Origin of the sequence: Oscillibacter sp. ER4 (assembly GCF_000765235.1) — a bacterium.
GTDB classification, from domain to species: domain Bacteria; phylum Bacillota; class Clostridia; order Oscillospirales; family Oscillospiraceae; genus Hominicoprocola; species Hominicoprocola fusiformis.
Genome location: NZ_JPJG01000012.1, coordinates 1 through 20084, shown reverse-complemented (window position 1 = coordinate 20084; position 20084 = coordinate 1). Strand labels below are relative to the sequence as shown.

General features: G+C 57.2%; 17 protein-coding genes and 1 tRNA gene. 7 read left to right on the top strand and 11 right to left on the bottom strand.

The window, feature by feature from the left end; all coding sequences use genetic code 11:
* Positions 1-6: 6 nt before the first annotated feature.
* Both NI20_RS0102010 and NI20_RS0102005 read right to left on the bottom strand, forming a co-directional pair.
* Positions 7-1224, bottom strand: coding sequence for a homocysteine S-methyltransferase family protein (locus NI20_RS0102010; RefSeq protein WP_197055337.1), 1218 nt, complete (start codon positions 1222-1224; stop codon positions 7-9).
* A 40-nt stretch (positions 1225-1264) separates the two neighbouring features.
* The gene (locus NI20_RS0102005; protein WP_052084359.1) at positions 1265-2758 is read right to left on the bottom strand and encodes an ASKHA domain-containing protein; all 1494 of its coding nucleotides are present in this window, start codon (positions 2756-2758) and stop codon (positions 1265-1267) included.
* A gap of 86 nt (positions 2759-2844) precedes the next feature.
* Here NI20_RS0102005 and NI20_RS0102000 point away from each other — a divergent pair, with 86 nt between their 5' ends.
* Positions 2845-3372: a DUF2284 domain-containing protein gene (locus NI20_RS0102000; protein WP_033119772.1), complete on the top strand. Its 528-nt coding sequence runs from the start codon at positions 2845-2847 to the stop codon at positions 3370-3372.
* Positions 3373-3389: 17 nt separating this feature from the next.
* Positions 3390-5120, top strand: coding sequence for a cobalamin-dependent protein (locus NI20_RS15570; protein ID WP_242842898.1), 1731 nt, complete (start codon positions 3390-3392; stop codon positions 5118-5120).
* Between the two features lie 78 nt (positions 5121-5198).
* Here NI20_RS15570 and NI20_RS0101985 read toward each other — a convergent pair whose 3' ends face one another.
* A complete protein-coding gene (locus NI20_RS0101985; RefSeq protein ID WP_052084357.1) occupies positions 5199-6575 on the bottom strand; it encodes a gamma-glutamyl-gamma-aminobutyrate hydrolase family protein in 1377 nt (458 codons plus the stop codon).
* Between the two features lie 294 nt (positions 6576-6869).
* Here NI20_RS0101985 and NI20_RS0101980 point away from each other — a divergent pair, with 294 nt between their 5' ends.
* Positions 6870-8699, top strand: a complete 1830-nt coding sequence (locus tag NI20_RS0101980; protein ID WP_242842897.1) for a CvpA family protein — start codon at positions 6870-6872, stop codon at positions 8697-8699.
* 342 nt (positions 8700-9041) lie between these two features.
* A complete protein-coding gene (gene gdhA, locus NI20_RS0101975) occupies positions 9042-10394 on the top strand; it encodes an NADP-specific glutamate dehydrogenase (protein ID WP_033119771.1) in 1353 nt (450 codons plus the stop codon).
* A gap of 98 nt (positions 10395-10492) precedes the next feature.
* Here the strand turns inward: gdhA and NI20_RS0101970 are convergent, their stop codons facing one another.
* The 3 genes from NI20_RS0101970 to NI20_RS0101960 form a co-directional block, all read right to left on the bottom strand.
* On the bottom strand, positions 10493-11908 hold the full coding sequence (locus tag NI20_RS0101970) for a spore germination protein (protein WP_052084356.1): 1416 nt from the start codon (positions 11906-11908) through the stop codon (positions 10493-10495).
* A gap of 634 nt (positions 11909-12542) precedes the next feature.
* Positions 12543-13943: a GNAT family N-acetyltransferase gene (locus NI20_RS0101965; protein WP_033119770.1), complete on the bottom strand. Its 1401-nt coding sequence runs from the start codon at positions 13941-13943 to the stop codon at positions 12543-12545.
* A 73-nt stretch (positions 13944-14016) separates the two neighbouring features.
* On the bottom strand, positions 14017-14904 hold the full coding sequence (locus NI20_RS0101960) for a LysR family transcriptional regulator (RefSeq protein WP_033119769.1): 888 nt from the start codon (positions 14902-14904) through the stop codon (positions 14017-14019).
* Between the two features lie 175 nt (positions 14905-15079).
* Between NI20_RS0101960 and NI20_RS0101955 the strand changes: the two genes are divergently transcribed.
* From NI20_RS0101955 to NI20_RS0101945, 3 genes are all read left to right on the top strand, one after another.
* Complete coding sequence (locus NI20_RS0101955) at positions 15080-15802, top strand: polysaccharide deacetylase family protein (RefSeq protein WP_197055336.1); 723 nt, start codon at positions 15080-15082, stop codon at positions 15800-15802.
* A gap of 99 nt (positions 15803-15901) precedes the next feature.
* Positions 15902-15977: transfer RNA gene (locus NI20_RS0101950), tRNA-Pro, on the top strand.
* Positions 15978-16178: 201 nt separating this feature from the next.
* On the top strand, positions 16179-16589 hold the full coding sequence (locus NI20_RS0101945) for a hypothetical protein (RefSeq protein ID WP_033119768.1): 411 nt from the start codon (positions 16179-16181) through the stop codon (positions 16587-16589).
* A 327-nt stretch (positions 16590-16916) separates the two neighbouring features.
* Here the strand turns inward: NI20_RS0101945 and NI20_RS0101940 are convergent, their stop codons facing one another.
* The 5 genes from NI20_RS0101940 to NI20_RS0101920 form a co-directional block, all read right to left on the bottom strand.
* Positions 16917-17360, bottom strand: a complete 444-nt coding sequence (locus NI20_RS0101940; protein ID WP_033119767.1) for a hypothetical protein — start codon at positions 17358-17360, stop codon at positions 16917-16919.
* Complete coding sequence (locus tag NI20_RS0101935; protein ID WP_033119795.1) at positions 17347-17562, bottom strand: helix-turn-helix transcriptional regulator; 216 nt, start codon at positions 17560-17562, stop codon at positions 17347-17349. The genes NI20_RS0101940 and NI20_RS0101935 overlap by 14 nt, the downstream gene beginning before the upstream one ends.
* A gap of 291 nt (positions 17563-17853) precedes the next feature.
* The gene (locus tag NI20_RS0101930; RefSeq protein WP_242842896.1) at positions 17854-18426 is read right to left on the bottom strand and encodes a hypothetical protein; all 573 of its coding nucleotides are present in this window, start codon (positions 18424-18426) and stop codon (positions 17854-17856) included.
* A 268-nt stretch (positions 18427-18694) separates the two neighbouring features.
* On the bottom strand, positions 18695-19681 hold the full coding sequence (locus NI20_RS0101925; RefSeq protein ID WP_033119766.1) for an IS5 family transposase: 987 nt from the start codon (positions 19679-19681) through the stop codon (positions 18695-18697).
* A gap of 32 nt (positions 19682-19713) precedes the next feature.
* A complete protein-coding gene (locus NI20_RS0101920; RefSeq protein ID WP_156108534.1) occupies positions 19714-20049 on the bottom strand; it encodes a ketopantoate reductase family protein in 336 nt (111 codons plus the stop codon).
* Positions 20050-20084 lie beyond the last annotated feature (35 nt).

Sequence of the window (20084 nt, the reverse complement as noted above, 5' to 3'; positions counted from 1 at the left end):
CTCTTTTTACACCAGCAGACCGTATTTTTCGACCAGCGGCGCAAGGGCATCTTCGGTGAGATTTCCCTCGTACAAGGCTCTTCCCTGATAGGCGCGCAGGCCCGCTTCCAAAAGCTCCGCGTCGTCGCAGATAAGGCACAGCGGCTTTCTGATCATGTACTGGTAGTCCGCCAGCGCGTCGACGTCCGCCCAGGACGCGAGCTTCAGCGCGACCATCGGCCATTCGTCATCCATCGCGTCGGAGAGCTTGTCCTCCAAATCGCCGTCCGCGGTCAGCACCGCGCCGTGCGTCGCATCGGCGGGCAGGAAGAAGGCTTCCTTCTCCGTTGCCGCGGGAAGAAGGTCGAGGCATTCCGGTGCGGGGCGAACGTATTCCGCGTCCTTGAGCGCTGCTTTCAGCGCGGCGATGTGCTCCTCCGTCGTGCCGCAGCAGCCGCCGAAGAGGGCCACACCTGCCTTGAGCATCTCGGGCACCAGCGCGACAAATTCCTCCGGCGGGCAGTTGTACACGGCCTCGCCGTTCACGATCTCCGGCATGCCGGCGTTGGGCTTGGCGATCAGCGGCACGCGCGCGTATTTATGCAGGCGTTGGAGCTGCGGCAACATCTGCTCGGGGCCTGCCGAGCAGTTCAGGCCGAATGCGCTCACGCCCATGCCCTCCATCACGGAAAGCGCCGCGACCACGTCCGTACCGGAGAGGATCTTGCCGCTCTCATCGCAGGTAAAGGACACAAGGATGGGCTTTTTGCTCATGCTGCGGATCGCCAGAACCGCCGCACGCGCGTCGGTCAGCGTCATCATCGTCTCGATGACGTAGAGGTCAACGCCCGCCTGCTCAAGGCCCGCCGCCTGCTCGGTGTAAATGTCGACGAGCTCTTCAAACGACGCATCGCCGAGGGGGGCTAAAAAGCGGCCCGTGGGCGCGATATCGCCCGCGACCCATGCTTTTCCGTCCGCCGCCTGCTTCGAGAGCTGCGCGAGCGCTTTGTTCATCTCCTCCGTGCGGTTGAAGATGCCGCGCTCTTCGAGCTTCTGGCGGTTGCCGCCGAACGTCGGCGCGTAGAGCACATTCGAGCCGCTCGCCACATACTTGCGCTGAATTTCAAGGATGCTCTCGGGATGCTCGAGCACCCACTGCTCGGCGCTCATGTCGCCGGTGAAGCCGCGCTTTTGGAGCTCGGTGCCGGTCGCGCCGTCCAAAATCACGGGAAACTGCATTTCCATAGGGTTTTCCTCCATTAAAAAATCCTGTTTGGAACGATTTTCAAAATGTCAAACTGTCGGTGAACGCGCGGGAAAAGTCGTCGCGCCCGGAAAGCTCGAGATAGCGGCACTTTTCGGGAATCTCCGCGAGCTTTCGCCAGTTTTCCCCGTCAAGCGCCAGCATCGAAGCGCCCGCGAGCGCCGCGTTGCCAAGGGGTCTGATTTTACTAAGGCACGCGCGCGGCAGCATGCCAATGCGCACTACATTCTCGGGCGAGAGATAGTTGCCGAACCCGCCCGCGAGCTCCACACTCGCAATGTCATCCGCCGTCACGCCGCGCTGCTCGAGCAGCACCCGAATACCGCCTGCCACCGCCGCCTTGGCAAGCTGCAGGTTGCGCACGTCGCGCGCCGTCAGGCTAACGGCCTTCGTCAGGTGGAAGACGCCGTTGCCCTGGCCATCCTCGGTCAGATAGCGGCGCATGTCCTCCGGCGCGTCCTGCGGCGGCAGCAGCCGCCCGCTTTCGTCGATCACGCCTCGCTCCAAAAGCACGGCGACAAGGTCGACCAATCCCGAACCGCAGATGCCCTTTGCCTCTCCCCCGCCGACAATGTCGCAGAGGAAGCCCCTGTCATAGCTCACATGGCTCACCGCGCCCGTGATGCCCAGCATGCCGCAGCTGATGCCCGCGCCCTCAAACGCTGGGCCCGAGGCGACCGCGCAGCAGAGCGCGCCGTTCTCATTTCCCAGCGCCATTTCGCCGTTCGTGCCGATATCGAGAAACAGCCGCAATTCCGGCTGCACAAAAAGGCCGTCTGCCAACAGTCCCGCCGTGATATCGCCGCCGACATAGCCCGCGACGCACGGGGCAAATTGCACGGGAATGCCCGAAAGCAGCTCACCCGCGCCGTCTTCAAACAGCGTCTCCGGCTGAAACGGCGCGCGGGCGATGGACGCGACCTCGCGCCCGTCGAAAAGGTGCTGCATCACGGTATTGCCCGCAATGACGAGCTCCTTGACCTCCTCCAACTTCCGTCCGGCGGCGGAAAGTGTTTGTCCTAAAAGCGTCTCGGTCTGCGCGCGGATACAGCGCGACAGCTCGCCGAGCCCGTCGGACGCTTCCATCGTGTGCTGGATGCGGCTGATAACGTCCGCGCCGTAGGGCGCCTGCGCGTTCCAGTCCTGAGCCTGCGCGAGCAGCTTTCCGTCTGCGCGGTCGAAGAGCCGCAGCGCCACCGTCGTCGTACCGAGGTCGACTGCCGCGCCAAGGCCCGAGCGGCCCGCCTGCGCCTTCGGCAGTGTGAGCGTGTCCGTCAGGATGACGCCGCGCATTGTCTCGGGCAGGTCGATCCAATCGCCGTCCTGCGCTTTCGTCTCGCAGGCAAGGCGCGGCACACCGCTCACCTTCACGCGGCATTTGCCGCAGCGGCCCTTGCCGCCGCAGGCTGCGGGGATGGAATATCCCGCCCGCCGCAGCGCGGAGAGCAGCGTCTCTCCTGCTTCGAACGGGACCGGCGTGATTTTCGCCCCCTGCTGAACTTGAATGCTTGACACGAGCTTCCCCCACCCATATAATAGATAAATAATGTATAAATAGTATTTTATGCAGAAATAAATTCCCTTGTCAAGAGGCATCGCTTATGACAGACCTTCTCACCCTCACCCACGAGGTCGGCTTCTCCCAGTGCGCACCGGTGAATATGGATGCACTCGATCCGCTCGAAGCCGTTCGCGACATGTGCAAAGCTGACCGCTGCGGCCGCTATGGCAAAAGCTGGAGCTGCCCGCCCGCCTGCAGCACACTCGAGCAGGCAAGGGCGCAAATCAAGCGCTATTCACAGGGGATTTTGGTGCAGAGCACCGCGCAGCTCGAGGATGAATTTGATTACACTGGTATGACATCGCTCTTGGAGGCGCATAAAAAGCGCTTTTCGACCTTCGCCCGCCAGGCGCGGCTCTTATATCCCCACTGCCTGCCGCTGACGGCGGGCACCTGCACGCTCTGCCATACCTGCACCTATCCGGACCGTCCCTGCCGCCACCCCAAGCAGCGGCTCTCTTCAATGGAGGCCTACGGGCTGTTCGTCAGCGATGTCTGCGTCCGCTCAAACCTCGCCTACAACTATGGTCCCCGCACTTTGACCTACACAGCCTGCGTGCTGTATTGATAAAGGAGATCTTCCCCGTGTCTACCCCGAAAGGAATTTTTCTTGAACTCATCAAGCCCGACGGCCAGCCCGAGCGTCAGCTCTGCCAGTATGAAGCGCTGCACATGTGCCTCACGGACCCCATCAACACCTATCTTCGCGGCAACCGCAAGCGCGGCTCCGTGAGCAAGGACCGTTGGGGAACGACCATCAGTTTTCCCGAGGACGCGCCCGGCCCTATCCCCGTCCACACGCCGGAGCTGACGGTCTGTCCCGATGTGACGCACTGGAAGGACACCGTCCACGTTCCCGATCTGAGTGTCTGCTCCGAGGGCTGGGAGGAGTGCCGCACGCGCTCGCGCGCCGCCGCGGACGCCGAGGGCAAGCTCCTCGCCGGCTTCATGGGCACAGGCATTTTTGAGCAGTGCCACTTCCTCATGGGCTTTGAAGATACGCTGACCGCGCTCTACGAGCATCCCGACGAGATGCACGAGCTCATCGAGACGATCACGCAGTACCGTCTCGACTATGTCCGCCGTCTGATCGACGGCTTGCAGCCCGATGTCATCTTCTCCCACGATGACTGGGGCACGAAAAATGCCCTCTTTATGAAGCCCGACATGTGGCGTGAGTTTTTCAAGGAGCCCTACCGCCGCTTTTATGGCTACATCCGCTCGCGCGGCGTCATCGCCATCCACCACGCCGACTCGTACCTCGTCCCCATCGTGGACGACATGGCCGAGATCGGCATTCAGGTCTGGCAGGGTACACTGCCGGAAAACAACATTCCCGCCCTCCAGCGCCACTTAAGCGGCAAGCTCACGCTTATGGGTGGCTTTGGCGCGGCCATCGACCGTGCGGACGCGCAGCCCGATGAAATTCTCGCCTACGCAAGGGACGCGCTCGCGCGCTATTGCCCCGGCGGGCACTTCATCCCCTCGATCACCTACGGCCTTGCCGGTACGGTCTTCCCGCACGTGGATCAGTACCTCGATCAGGCCGTGAACGAGTACAACGCGGGGCTGCACATTCCCGTCACGCCGCTCCCCGCCGTGCCGAAGCGTGAGATCGGTGCCGCAAAGGCCGAGGTGGTGCAGGCCGCAACCTCCGCGCAGGAGTCCGCCGATGTGTTCGAGAACATCGCCCGCGCGCTCGAGCGCGGCCAGCAGAAAAAGCTGCTCACCCTCTGCCAGCAGGCACTCGACGAAGGCCACGAGCCGGGCGACATTCTCTCCAAGGGCATGATCATCGGCATGAACCGCCTCGGCGAGGCGTTCTCCGCCAACCGCGCGTTTGTTCCCGAAATGCTCATGGCCGCGCGCTGCATGTCCGCCGCTACGGAGCTTCTGAAGCCCCTGATGGTCGGCGAGGGCACCGAGCCCGTCGGCCGCGTGTGCCTCGGCACCGTGAAGGGCGACATGCACGACATCGGCAAGAATCTCGTCCGCATCATGATGGAGGGCAGCGGCATCGAGGTCTTTGACCTCGGCGTAGACACGTCGGCGGAGCAGTTCGTCAGCACCGCTGTGGAGAATCACTGCGGCGTGATTGCCTGCTCGTCGCTGCTGACCACCACGATGGAGGAAATGCGCGAGGTCGTCAAGCTCGTCCACGAGCGCGGCCTGCAGAATCAGATCAAGGTCATCATCGGCGGCGCGCCCATCAGCCAGAGCTTCTGCGACGAGATCGGCGCGGATTACTACGCCGAAGACGCCGGTGCCGCCGCCCGCGAAGCCGTCGCCATCCTAAAAGCACAGAAAGCGTCATAAACAATTACAATACATCAAAAAGGTCCCGTCCGAAGACGGGACCTTTTTTCTATGCATTCTGTTGTACGGTACGTGTCCTTACTTGCCCGCGTACTCGACCAGCATCTCGAAGAAGTTCAGGCAGGTCTCATAGTCGCACAGGGCCTTTTCGGGGGTCTTGGTGTAGAGCACGAACTTGCAGTCATTCTCGGGGTGGAACTGCACGCCGAGGCAGAAGGTCTTGTCCTGACGCTCGACCGCTTCAATGACTTCCACGCCGTCATACGTCGCCGTGCTGACGACGGTGAGGTTCGTGCCCTCAACGCCGCCGACCGCCTGGTGGTGCCAGGAGGAGACGTTCTTCAGCTCCGTGGAGCCGACGATCTTGTAGAGCCACTTGGAGGCGTCCTTGTTGATGACCACATCGTGGCGGGCATAGGTGCGGTCAGGCGCGCCGACGGGCATTCTGTGCGAGTCGTTGTAGGTCGCGCCCTGCTCCTTATAGTAGTTGGGGATATCCTGGATGAACGTGCAGCCGGAGACGATGGACATCACCTGCTCGCCGCGGCAGACCGCGAACGTCGGCACGTCTTTTTCAAGGCAGTAGGCCATGAGCATGTAGTCGGAGATATCGCGCGTAGCGTTGATCTCTTCGCCCTCGTTCTTTTCCTTCTCGGGGACCTTGAACAGGGACGGGCTCACATCCTCGCCGCCGGTGAAGAAGACGCCGTCGATGGCCTGCATCACAGCGCCGACGTTGCTGGCCGTGAGATCCTTTTCCTTCACCTTGTCAGCGTATTCCTGCTTGAGCATGCCGCTCTCTTCGAGATACGCGGACTCGATCTCGCCCTCGGCATCGTACTTCACGGCCGTGCTCGTCACCTGATCGAGCTCGACGGGGATAGCGCCGACGGTCTTGAAGATCGTCTTGTGGGAGTCGTAATTCTGTCCATTATAGGACCAGCTGATGCCGATGACCGGCTTGTCCGCGATCGCCGCGGCATTCTTGAGCATCTGCTCGAGCATCGCCGTCGTCACGGGCTTAGACGCCTCGTAGGTCAGGCCGTCCATCAGGCCGGACCAGACGGCCATATCGTCATAGTCCGCGGGCCAATCCTTCAGCAGCGCCTTGTCCAGACCGGTGCTGCGCAGGATCATCGCGGCCGCTTCCAACTGCGTAACGGCTGCGTCGGGCGCAAATGCGTCCTTGCTGACGCCGTTGACAATGCCCTTGGAGTAGGCGAGGTTGATCGCGCCTTCAAACTTGCTGCCCTCGGCAACATCCTTGAATGCGCTCGCATCCTTGGCGCTCGCTTCCGCCTGTGCGGCGAGGCCCATGTTCTTGATGACCTTCTGCGTCACTTCGGCGCGGGTCATCGAAGCTGCGTTATCATCTGCGAAGGCGGTGACGGAGAGACTGAGCGCGAGAACAAGTGCCAGGATCAGGGACGTTGCTTTCAGAGACAATCTTTTCATACAAATTCTCCTTCGTTCGATATTGGGCGGCACGCGCATGCCGCTCTACCGCCATGATAACGAGGCAAAATGAAAATAGCAAGTCCAAGTTGCGGCAAATTGCATTTTTAGCCACTGTATACAACCCATCGGCCACTTTTTCCGTGTGATATGCACAATCGCTTTTCCGCTCTCGCATTTTCACTATTCAAGCCGCCGGTGTACGATTTTTGCCCCGCCCTTGTTTTTATGGGGCAATCACGGTATACTATATAAATAAGCACCGTTCCCATTTCATCAGAAAGGAAATATTCTATGGATATCAAATTTTCCGGCTCGGACGCCGGCGGCTTTCAGTTCGACCCGAACGCCGCGCCCAAGCCCAAACGCGAGCGCAAGCCCCGCAAGTCGATCGGCAGCAAGGGCGGCCGCATCGCGGTCAACACGCTCGTCACGCTGCTTGTCGGCGCAGTCTTCTTCTACGTGCAGATGCCCGCCATCAACCTGCATGCTGAAGAGTTCTACGGTTTCGTGCTGCTGCTTTGCGTCACGTACTGCGTCTGCGCACTCTTCACCTCCGGCTTTCAGGGCACGGGGGCCAAGGGCTACTTCACGTTCGTCAAAAAGCAGTGCACGGTGCCCTTCTTTGTCGTGGCGGCGCTCATCGTCACAGCGCTCGTCGGCGCGCTGATGTCGTGGGTCGTGCTGCGGGCCAAGGACTATCAGGCGCTGCTGCCGATTGAGAGCGGCAGCTTTGCAAGCGAAATTGAAGAGGTCTCGTATGACCGCATCCCGATGCTCGACCGCGACAGCGCCGAAAAGCTCGGCGACCGCAAGCTCGGCGAACTGGCCGACATGGTCTCTCAGTTTGAGGTCGCGGAAAACTACACGCAGATCAACTACCACGGCCGTCCCGTGCGCGTTACGCCCCTGCGCTACGGCGACATCATCAAGTGGTTCAACAACCGCTCGGAGGGGCTGCCCGCCTACCTTATCATCGACATGGTCACGCAGAACGTCGAGGTCGTGCGCCTTGACGAGGGCATGAAGTACACGACCGCCGAGCACTTCTCCCGCAACCTCTACCGTCATCTGCGCTTCGCGTATCCTACCTATATGTTTGAAGAGCCGGTCTTTGAGATCGACGAGGACGGCACGCCCTACTGGGTCTGCGCCAAGAAGGAAAAGACCATCGGCCTGTTCGGCGGCACGGACAACCACGGCGCGGTGCTCGTCAACGCCATCACGGGCGAGAGCGAATACTATGAAGAGCCGCCCGCGTGGGTCGATCACGTCTACTCCGCCGAGCTCATCATCGAGCAGTACGACTACTACGGCATGTATCACAACGGCTTCTGGAACTCGATCTTCGGCCAGCGCGACGTGACGGTCACGACCGACGGCTACAACTACCTTGCTGAAGGTGACGACGTTTACCTCTACACGGGTGTGACGAGCGTCGGCGGCGACGAGAGCAACATCGGCTTCCTGCTCTCCAACCAGCGCACAAAGGAGACAAAGTACTATCCCTGCGCAGGCGCGACAGAGTACAGCGCCATGGACAGTGCCGAGGGTCAGGTGCAGAACCTGCGCTACAACGCGACGTTCCCGCTGCTTTTGAACATCGCCGAGCAGCCGACGTACTTCATGGCGCTCAAGGACGCGAGCGAGCTCGTCAAGATGTACGCGATGGTCAATGTCAACCAGTACCAGATCGTCGCCACCGGCGCGACGCTCGCCGACTGCGAGGCGAACTACCGTCAAATGCTGCTCAAAAATAACCTCATCTCCGACGATCAGGGCTCCATCGACGTCACGCCGAGCGATTATAAGAGCGTCGAGGGCACGATCGCCGAGATCCGCACGGCGGTCGTAGATGGCAACAGCATCTACTTCCTGCGCTTTGACGGCGAGAGCGCCTTCTCCGTGCGCATGAGCGCGGCTGAGGTCGCCTATGCGCCGCTGCTGAACGTCGGCGACCGCGTGTGCGTCTACTACCGCGACGGCTACGTCACGGAAAACTGGATCGAAGCGTCCGACGTCGAGCTGCTGGATGGCAGCGCCCAGAGCGCACCGCCCGTAGAAACGAGCGTTTCGACTGAGGACAGCGCGGATCCCGTCGAAAACGCACAGGAAATGCCGTAAAGCGGCGGCAAAGCACTTTCTATTACAAATTTTGATAGGGGTGGCGACACCCCTATCTCTTTTTGGAATGCATTGCACAAAAATGCAAGATTATGAGCAGTTTTTCTCGATGAAATAACCACTTTGAAAGTTGGCTTGCATCAATCTAATATGTTTTATTAAAAAAGTTAAAGTTTTTTGCCAAATTTTCTGCTAAATGCACAAAAAGTCAGAAAGAATTTCTTGCACAGCGCCAATAGCGTTTTGCTTGAGAATTTTTTCCTTTGGTGATAAACTCATAGACAAGATGGCTGAACCATCAAGCCCTGATTTTCAGGGTAATTTTAGAGGAGGCTACTTATCATGAACGCTTACATTGAGAGAGTTCTTGCCGAGACCAAGGCCAAGAACGCGAATGAGCCCGAATTCCTGCAGACCGTCGAAGAAGTCCTGTCTTCCCTCGAGCCGGTCATCAACGCCCACCCCGAGTACGAGAAGGCCTGCCTGCTTGAGCGCATGGTCGAGCCCGAGCGCACCATCGAGTTCCGTGTTGTCTGGATGGACGATAACCTTCAGTATCACGTCAACCGTGGTTACCGCGTGCAGTACAACGCGGCCCTCGGCCCTTACAAGGGCGGCCTGCGTTTCGCTTCCAACGTTAACCTTTCCATCATCAAGTTCCTCGGCTTCGAGCAGACCTTCAAGGATGCTCTGACCTGCCTGCCCATCGGCGGCGCCAAGGGCGGTTCCGACTTCTCCCCCATCGGCCGCAGCGACGGCGAAGTCATGCGCTTCTGCCAGGCCTTCATGACCGAGTTCCATCGTCACATCGGTCAGGACATCGACTGCCCCGCTGGTGACGTTGGTGTCGGCGGCCGCGAGGTCGGTTATCTGTACGGCCAGTATCGCCGCATCGTCGGCGCTGCCGAGTTCGGTGCTATGTCCGGTAAGGCTGTCTGCACCGGCGGTTCCATCCTCCGTCCCGAGGCTACCGGTTTCGGCGCTGTCTATTATCTGCGCGAAGTCCTGAAGCACGACGGCAAGGGCATTGAGGGCCTGCGCGTCGCTATGTCCGGCTACGGCAACGTGGGCTGGGGCATCATGAAGAAGATCGACGAGCTCGGCGGTAAGGTCACCTACTTCGCCGGCCCCGATGGCTACATCCATGATCCCGACGGCGTCTGCGGCGAAGAGAAGCTCAACTTCATCCTCGAGATGCGCGCTAAGGACCCGATGCACTGCAAGCCCTATGCTGACAAGTTCGGCGTTGAGTTCGTCGAGGGTCAGAAGTGCTGGGGTGTCAAGGACGTCGATGTCTACATGCCCGCCGCCACCCAGAACGACGTCAACATGGAGTGGGCCAAGAAGATTGCTGAGTCCGGTGTTCCCTACTACATCGAGGTCGGTAATATGCCCACCACCAACGATGCTCTTGCTTTCCTGATGGAGCAGAAGCACCTCACCGTCGCTCCTTCCAAGGCCGTTAACGCCTGCGGCGTTTCCGTCTCCGAGCTCGAAATGGCTCAGAACGCTCAGCGTATCTACTGGACCGCTGAGGAAGTCGACGCTAAGATGGAAGCCATCATGAAGAATATCTATGATGCTTCTGTTGAGGCTGCCGAGCGCTATGGCCTGGGCTACAACTTGGTCGCCGGTGCTAACATCGCTGGCTTCCAGAAGGTCGCCGACGCCATGATGGCTCAGGGCATTTTCTAATCGAAAATCCCTCACGACTTTCTCGTGCCGCACATCTGTGCGCATGAACCAACAAGAAAAAGGCATCCTGCTTTTGCAGGGTGCCTTTTTTGTTGTCCTCAGGTGTTGTCGCGGCTGATGGGCTTTCGCACCAGCAGCGCAAGCAGCGCCTTTTTGTCGAGCGGACAGAGCGGATAGAGATACCCCTTCCCCACGATCGGCTTCGTCGTCGCGAGCAGCACGACGATCACGATGCACCCGAGCACCAGCCCGATCCAGTCCAGCGCGCCGACAAACAGCAGCAGCATCAGCCGCAGCAGCTTGAAGGCGTAGCCGAGCTCATAGCTCGGCTGGGCGAAGTTCGCGATGGCGACGAACGCCATGTAGGCCAGCACCTCCGGCACGAGCCAGTGCGCCTGCACGGCGAAATCGCCGAGCACGAGCGCACCAAGCATGCTGAATGAGTTGGAGAACACGTCCGGCGTGTTGAGCGAGGCGAGCTTCAATAGGTCGACGATGAACTCCGCCAGCAAAAGCTGCACGAGTAGCGGCACGGAGTAGTCGCTGTCGATGGCCAAAAACTCAAGCCCCGCCTGCGTGCGCACGGGGTCTTTCACAAGCAGGAACCACACGGGTGTGATAAACATCGTGAGCAAAAACACCACAATGCGCAGGATGCGCAGATACGTCCCGATCAGCGGCGGGAAGTAGAAGTCGTTCGCCTCCTGCACAAAGTCGAAAAAGTGCGTCGGCAGGATCATCGCCGCAGGCGAGTTGTCCACGAGCACGACGATGTCACCTTCCATGACGCAGGCTGTCGCGGCGTCGGGCCGCTCAGTGTATCGCACCTTGGGAAACGGTGTCCACCACTGCTTCTTGCCCATCATCGCCTCAGCGATGCTCTCTTGGCTCATCGAGACCGAGCGCACGTCGATCTTCGCGAGCTTCTGCCGCACCTCGTCGAGCAGCTTTCTGTCGACCTTGTTTTCCAAATAGCAGAGCACCACGTCCGCGCGCGAGCAGTCCGACACCTTGTGACCTTCGAGCGTAAGCTGCGGGTCGCGAATGCGGCGGCGCAGCAGCGCCGCGTTGGCAACAAGCGTTTCGATGAAGCCGTCGTGCGCGCCGCGCAGCACCTTGCCCGACGACGGCTCCTCCACCCCGCGCGCGGGATACTGCTTCGCGTCGATCAGTGCGCACTCGTCATAGCCCTCGACCAGCAGCGCCATCTTGCCCAAAAATACGCTTGTCACCGTGTTTTTGACACTTTTCTCGGCGTTTACCTCGTTGAATGTGATGTATCGGTTGATGAACTGCTGCATCGTCTGCGCGTCGCTAACGTCTCTGAGCGGCAGCCAGAAGCTCAGCATCCGCTCAATAACCGCGTCGTCGCCGTAACCGTCCACCACCCACAGCCGCGCCCGCCTGCCGCCAACATACAATTCGCGCGAGATCATATCAAAGCACCGCCCCACGCCAAGCAGATCATCCAACGCGCGGGTGTTTTCCTCGTAGTTTGCCGAAAAAAGCTCCATAACCGCCCTCCGCCACATAATTTTCCTTATTATGCTCATGAGCGGAAATTTTATGCCGCGCGGGCGGCAGATTTTCCCTGCGCCGCGCAGGGGACGCGGGAAAGGGGGCCATTCTCTCACGTGAGAGAATGGCCCCCTTTAAATCCCCCAAGAGAACGCGAGGGGAGTTCCCCTCGACCCCCGACATTGACAGCTTTAGGCTTGAAGAACTGCTCAGCCTGCGGAATCGGGCGCGGTGTACATGGCTTCGCCATGAATCCCTGCGATTCGTGACAACTCGCAACCGCGCCTTACTACCGTGAGGCGCGTGTGACGTTTGCACGGCGGCAGACTGCCTGCGGAATGTGGCATTGCTGCGCTCGCCACATTCTGGAGACTGGCGATAGACGGTGATTAGGCTGTACTCCTACAAGATGGGCAGAGCGGCAGCGGATGATAGGAGCAGAGGCAAATCGTCTTGCAATGCTAACGCGGCAGCGCCGCGCGCATGGCAGTACAATCGGCAAGCATTGCAGCTCTTCGAGCTGCTCGCTTGCAATGGGAATTTTCTCTGGGAGGGTGTAAGGGAGGGATATCTCTTTTTGAAAAGAGATATCCCTCCCTTATCCGTTCCCCGCGTCAGGCGGGGAGCATATCAAACTTCTTTATTAAAATAGAAGAACTTCTCATCCTCTCCCTTCTTCCTCATGCAGGAAGAAAGCATTTTATAAGAAGCGTCGTTCTCCTTGAAGCACTTGGCGACGACGTGTCCCAGGTGGCACTGGTAGAGGCCCCATTCGGCCACGGCGCGGAACGCTTCGACGCCGTAGCCCTGTCCGCCGTATTCCGGCGCGATGCGGCAGCCTTCCTCCGCGCCGCCCTTGCCGTCGAAACGGTAGAGCAGCACCTCGCCGATGCACTTGCCGTCTAAACGGATGGCAAAGTTGATGGCGCGCTTTTTGGCAAAGTCCTCTCGCACAACGTCGAGGAAATAAGAGTCTAAGTCTTCACCCTTCCAGTCGGTGCGGTAGTCGTAGCCCCACCACTTGTTGCGCTCATCGTCGAGGCAAAGCGCGTTGTAGGCCTCGCGGTCCTTGTCGGTAAAGGCCGAAAGTGTCAGGCGCTCGGTCTTGAGCGTCGGGATCTCGTCCAAGTCCTCCAGCTCGTTTTTCACATCAAAGCAGAACTTTTCCGCGAGCTTGCACGGCAGGTATTGGAGCTTCGAGGTGCGAAGGCCGCGGTCGCCCGCATCGTCCTCACGGTTCAAATACCTGACGCCGTCCACCGCGTAGCAGCGGGCGAACTCCTGCACCGTCGCGGGATAGACGCCCTCGTAGCCGTAGAGCGCCTTTTCGATGTGGACGTGCAGCGTCTCGCCGCAGCGCTCGGCCATCGCGATAGAAATGAGCCGCCCCTCGTACTCCATACCGCCGACATAGAGCCACGACACGCCCGTCAGGCGCAGCATCGTCTTCGCAAGCGCCAACTCCTGCCTGGCCGACTGTGAGGTCTTTTCAAACACCTCCGTATAGTCCTGCCAGAAGCGCTCGATCAGCGGCAGATCATCCTTCCCCAGCGCACGGAACTGCGCCTCGGGATAGAGTTTGCGGAATTTGTTGACGTGGTTGCGCTGGCCGCTGTAATGGCGGCCCGGGAACTCGCGCAGATCGTTCGCCTCGTAAATATAGTCGCGCCAGGAACGAAAATTGTTGAGGTGGAAGCGCGGATAGCGCTCTAAGAGCTTCGCCGTCTTCTCCCGCGGCACGACGGACAGCTCGAGCGAGATGCCCTGCTCCACGCAATAATCCTCAATGGCGCAGAGCGCGGCCTCCTCATCGCCGTCCGGTCCCGGCACGGGATAGTCGAAGCAGGGCTTGCCGTCGATGCAGTTTTTCACGATCAGGCAGCCCGCCGCCTCGGCATACTGCGGGTGCAGGTGCCCGCGCCACATCAGCTTGACGAGCGCGGAATACTCGCATAATTGGTAGTTGCAATTCTTATAATAGCGACGCAGGCGGGAAAGATCCCGCTGCGCAACGGGTTTGAACGTCAGCATGGAAAACCTTTTTCTCCTTTTCGAGTCGTATCGATTATTTTACCCGTTTTTGCGCCGCGTTACAAGTCTTTTTTCATTTTGGCTCCAGCTCGGCGAGCACCGTCTGCGCGCACTCAAGGAACTGCTGGAGCGACGCCTGCCGCCCCTCGCCCGCGCGCACGGCCATGCCGAGCTCGCGCGCCGACTTGGGCTCCACCGGCACAAGCAGCACGCCATCTCCGCGGCCGCGCAGCGTCAGCTCCGTCATCATGCTCACACCGAGGCCGTGCTCGACCATGCTGATGACCGTCGGGTCGTCCACTGCCGTCGGCAGGATGTGCGGCTTGACGCCCACGCGGTTGAAGATGCGCATGATGTCCTTGTCAAAGCCCTGCGCAGGCATAATGAAGTCACGCCCGTCGAACTCGCTCAGCGGATACCCCGTGCGCCCGTCGATGGGATAGTCCTTGGGCAGCACGGCATACATCGTGTCGTCTCGCAGATGGATCCACTCGTAGCCACTCTCCTCTTCCTGATGGCTGACAAAGATGACGTCCATCTTTCCCTGCGCCAAAAGCTCATAGGGGCTGCGGATGTGGTCGGCCATGCGGATGTCGACATCAACGTCGGGCCGCTCCTCACGAAAGCGGCGGATAATGCTCGGCAGCCAGTGCATAGCCATGCTGGCGAATGCGCTCACGCGGATGACCTCGCTGCGCGAGGACGCCACCTGCGCGATCGTGCTGTCAAGCCGCGCGTTGGCCTGCAAGAATTCGCGGATGGCGGGCGCCACGCGCTCGCCGTCCTTCGTCAGGCGGACGCCGCCGCGCCCGCGCTCAAGCAGCGTGAAGCCGACCTCGCGCTCGAGGGAATTCATCATGTGCGTCAGGCCGGACTGCGTGTAGCCCATCACCTCCGCCGCCTTGGTAAAGCTGCCGAGGTCTACCGCCATCAGCAGCGCTTCTAACTTTTTGCTCTCCATAGGATATTCCTTTCCTATTAGTATTCAGCATGTTTGGATTATAATATATCCTCGCGCCGTATGCAAGCGGAATTCTCGTTTTCAGCTCCTTTTTACAAACTTTTTCCATCATCTGTCATACAGGTTGGTCTTTTTTGTCCACCTGCTGCGTAAAATAGAGGCTGAGGTGATGATCTTGAAACGACGTTCCGCGCTCTTGCTGCTGTTTTTGTTGACTTTTCTTGCCCTCTGTTTTTCTTGCACTAAAGACGGCCAAGCTGTCGCCGTCTCAGCTGCGTCTCAGCCGCGGCGCTGCATTGCGCTGACCTTTGACGACGGCCCCTCCCCGCAGACGACCGCCACCCTCCTTGACGGGCTCAAGGAGCGCGGCGCGCACGCGACGTTCTTCCTCATCGGCGAGCAGATCGCGGGCAACGAAGATCTCGTCCGCCGCATGAAAGACGAAGGCCATCAGGTCGGCGGCCACAGCTACACGCACATCCGTCTTGACAGCGCTGACGCCGCTGCACTCGCCGAAATCCAGAAAACGGACGAGACGCTGCGCGCCATCCTCGGCGACGGTGACTACTGGCTGCGCCCACCCTGGGGCTTTGCAAGCGACGCACTCAAAAGTGCCGTCTCCGTCCCGCTCATCTACTGGACGATCGACACGATGGATTGGAGCGTGCGCAATAGGGACCTCGTCGCGCACCACATCATCGAAAACGCCAAAAGCGGCGACATCGTTCTCCTGCACGACCCATATGACACGAGTGTCGAGGCCGCACTTCAAACCATCGACGTTCTTAGTGAGCAGGGCTACGAGTTCGTTACGCTCGAAGAGCTGTTTTCCAACGCCGGCGTCACACCGCAGGCCGGACACTTCTATCTGCGCGCGGATGAAGAAGTCCCGTGGTGAGGTCTCGACAAAATTTTTGAAAAAATTTCAAATTAGGACTTGCATTTTCCGGACTGGTGTGCTATCCTATCTAAGCTGACATTGAGCAGTACACATCATCCGGGTGTGGCGCAGTTGGTAGCGCGCTTGACTGGGGGTCAAGAGGCCGTGAGTTCAAGTCTCGCCACTCGGACCAGCTAAAAGCCTTGAAATCGTATGATTTCAAGGCTTTTTTGTAACTTTTGAGAGCGAAATGCGCAGTGCGAAAATGCGTGAAAACTCCAAAAGCGCACAAAAAAGCGCACAACTGCCTTGAAAAAGTTGCTGCGGCTGCTTTTGCATGATATACTTAAAATATCAGTGAATTTAAAAACAGTATTCAAGGGGGCTGCCAGCGATGAAGAAAAAACTTTTTTGCATTTTCGGTTTGATCCTGATTGTCTCGGCTATCGCCTATTTTTGCCACGATCACAGCGTACTTCCGCTCGACGCCGAAAACGCAAACTATATCAGTTTTAAAATTTACCCTCAAAATGAGCCGAATTATATGGTGACAAACGATGACCGAGTGAAAGAGATCGTGCGTGCTATCAATGAACTGGATGTGCAGGAAACAACGGATCAAGTAGACAGGATGTCGGATAGCTTTTACTATTTTTGGATTCAAATATCGGACAAAGATATCCCTGTTGAACTGGATGAAGATACCATTTCGATCAATAATGAACGCTATCAGGCGGACACATCGGATTTACGCGAGCTTTTGGATAAGACGTATCGTGATGTGATGAGCGGTGTTATCGATTGATGAAGATAATATCCGCGTTTAAAGGAAAAATTGCTTGGACTTCGATTTGTAGATAGCAAAGGAGCGGGGCGCAGCTCCGCTCCTTTTTTCTGTTTTCACCCCTCCAGCGGCTTGATCTCCTTACGCTCCACGCGAGGCAGCTTGCAGGCATCGGCAGGATTGAAGCGCAGATAACCGACTGCCACCGCCTGCTGCAGCGCCTTGTGCAACACACCATGCGCAGCAGCAGAGTTCCACTATCCTCCACATTCCCGTCATCATCCCTTGTGCTATACTCCCGATAGGAGAGTATAGCAGTGCGCCCTTTAGTTCCTAAAGGGATTTCCCTTAATACTTTTTCATCAACTTATTAAAAATGATAATTCCTGTGATAATTTGAAACATTAAATATCCGCTGAGATAGAGTATGATCATGCGAGCATTGTCGATAACTTCCAATGCTCCGAGAATACTGAAAACCAAAATAGAGAAACAAATAACCACCAGTCCTATGCCGTAAGCATATCTTCCGGCTCTATCTCTAATTTTTGTTTTCAACTCGTCATGTTGCTCAATTCGGTCGTTCTCCAAACGTTCTTCGTATTGCTCTTTATTCTTGGGGGAACTCCAATAAAAATATTTGCATATCATCATAATTCCAGGGAAGATACCTGCGCCAGCAAAGCCCCATAAAATGCCCTCTAACTTTGTTTCAATCAATAGCGCAACAATCAAACAAACCACACCGAAAAGCACATATAGTATCCCGGTTATCAAATTACTCTTTTTCATTTTCTGCTCCTCTTTCATAGATAAAGATTTCTTCAATCCGTTTACCAAAAAAGTCTGAAATTGCAAAAGCTAATTCCAATGATGGATTATACTTTCCTGTTTCGATTGAACTAATGGTTTGTCTTGAAACACGAAGCATTTTTGCAAAATCATCTTGATTTAATCCTCGCTCCTTTCGTAACTGCTCAACTTTATTCTTCAAAAAAACGCCTCCTTGCATGACAAGTTTCCTTTACAAACTTACTATAGCATGACACGCCCATCTTGTCAAGTTTCCTTTACAATATTTACTTCTTTATCATGGGAAAATTACAATTTATTCATACAGTAAGAGTGCCCAAAAATTTTTTGTCCGGGCGCTCTCAGTATCAGTCATGGATCATCCGCTTTGGCAATATCTGTCGAAAAATTCACCGATGCCTCGCCGGAGTCTGATTTTTCCGTGAGCGGGCAAAAAAGAGCGCCCGCCAAATGACGGGCGCTTCCCCTTTGTTCACTTCAGGTATTTTGCGACTTCCTGCTCAAGCTCCTGCCACACGGGATATTTCGCGCCGTTTTCGTCAAAGAAAGCCTTCAAATCGCGGTTCAGCGCGCTCATTTCATCAGTCGCATTCATGGCGTGGTCGGACGCGCAGATCTTTCCGAGGCTCGTGGCGTACATGAGCTTAAAAAAGCGCAGACAGGTCTTGCGGTACGCCGCGCCTTCAAACTCCGCGTCGTCCTTCGGTAAAATTTCATGTCCCGCGTTTTTGATCGCACGGTAACCCTCGATGTTGGCGTCGATCAAGCGATTTAAGTAGGCTGTGTTGCCCTTGAGCTTTTTGAGGTCGCCGTCGACCTTGTAGCAGGCGAACGCCACCGGCAGCACGAACGCCGCGTGGCAGAGAAGATAATCCTCCATATTCGGCTCGTAGGCTACCTTATATTTGGTGCCGTCAAAGATCTGCCCGATGAGCGTTTCGTTCGACGGCGCGCCCGCGATCTGGCCGATGGTGATCTTCTTGAGGTCGACGGATGCCACATACTCCCGCTCCCGATGTCCTGCTGAGGACGCAAAGGCAAACATCACGTTTTTCTCCGGCAACGAAGCGCTCAGCGCACTTGCGCGCACGTCGTTTCCCGCAAAGACGATATTCTTTGTCGGATTCATCCGCAGGGTATCGAGGATCGCGTCGAGCTGCGTATAGGGAACCTCTGAATAATAGCCTTTGTCCTGTTTCTGCTCGATGTATTAGCCGCAATTTGCACTTAGTTAAGGTGATTTCAGTGCAAAATGGCCATTATTTTTCTGCGTTTCTGCTCCTTTTCCTGAAAAAGGGCAGACTGCCCCTGTATCAGGTTGCGGAGAGTTTTCGCCCGGCCATGGCAAGTGCATACAAATTGGCACAAGCGAACATAGCGTACAGTCGGTTCTCGTTTTTCTTCAAACCACGATACACGGTTTTCTTGTAGCCGAACTGACACTTGATGATCCGGAACGCGTGCTCTACTTTGCAGCGCACCGCGGATTTGCGGTTTTCAATATAACGCTCCCAGTCAATGGCGTTGTCACTGACCCTGGGAAGACTGCTGGGGCGGCGGTTAATGCGGAAATCAATTTTTGAAAAATGCTCGTCGTTTGCGATTTCGGGCCGCTTCTGCACTCCAAGATATCCAGAATCCCCATAGACTACCCCGTCATCTTCCCGGAGTAAGCTCGCTGCCTGGGTGATGTCATGCTCGTTTGCCGCTGTGACGGTCATCGTGTGAACCAGACCGCTGCCGGCGTCTACTCCGATGTGGCATTTCATTCCGAACTTCCATTCATTGCCCTTTTTCGTCTGATGCATTTCCGGATCTCGGGCTTTCTCCGCATTCTTGGTGGAGCTGGGCGCATTGATGATGGTGGCGTCTACAATGGTGCCGCCCTTCATCATGTGTCCGGTTTGTACCATGACGCGGTTGATTGCATCGAAGAACAGTTTGTTCAGGCCGTTTGCCTCCAAAAGATGACGGAATTTGTACAGCGTTGTTTCGTCCGGAACAGACTCCGTCATGAAGTTAATGCCTGTGAATTTTCGCATGGCGTAGCTGTCGTAGATGGCATCCTCGGTAGCCGGATCGGACAGATTGAACCAGATTTGCAGCAGATACATCCGCAGCATTTTTTCAATGCCCATGGGCGGACGGCCACGCTTTCCCTTGGGATAGTAGGGTTCGATAACACCAACCCACTCCTCCCAGGGGATGATCTCGTCCATGATTTCCAGAAATTCCTCCCGCTTCGTTTTCTTCTTGCGGAAGCTGTATTCGATATCCGTAAATGTTTCCTGTTTCTTCATCCTCATACACCACCATTGCTTTGATAGTGTTATTATCCCACATTCGGAGTCTTTGCGGTAGTGCGCATTAAATCAGAGGTTCCATAGCGCAGGACGACGAAGATCACGTCGTACTTGTCCTCCGCTTTCAGCTCCGTCACGACCGGAATACGGCTGACCGACATGCGGGGCGAAAACTTATCCTTGATCCGAAGGCCGTTTTTTTGGATGCTCTCGCCCCATGCTCCCCGCGCCAGCAACGTAACGTCCTTTCCCGCGCAGAAGAAATTCCGCGCCAAATTGCAGCCGAGCACGCCCGCGCCGAATACTAAGGCAATACCGCACAGAAAAGATGCGGAATAAAGGCAAGTGTGGTAAAATATAGGCATGGATAAGCAAGTAAGCCTGTCTGGCCTGAGCGATG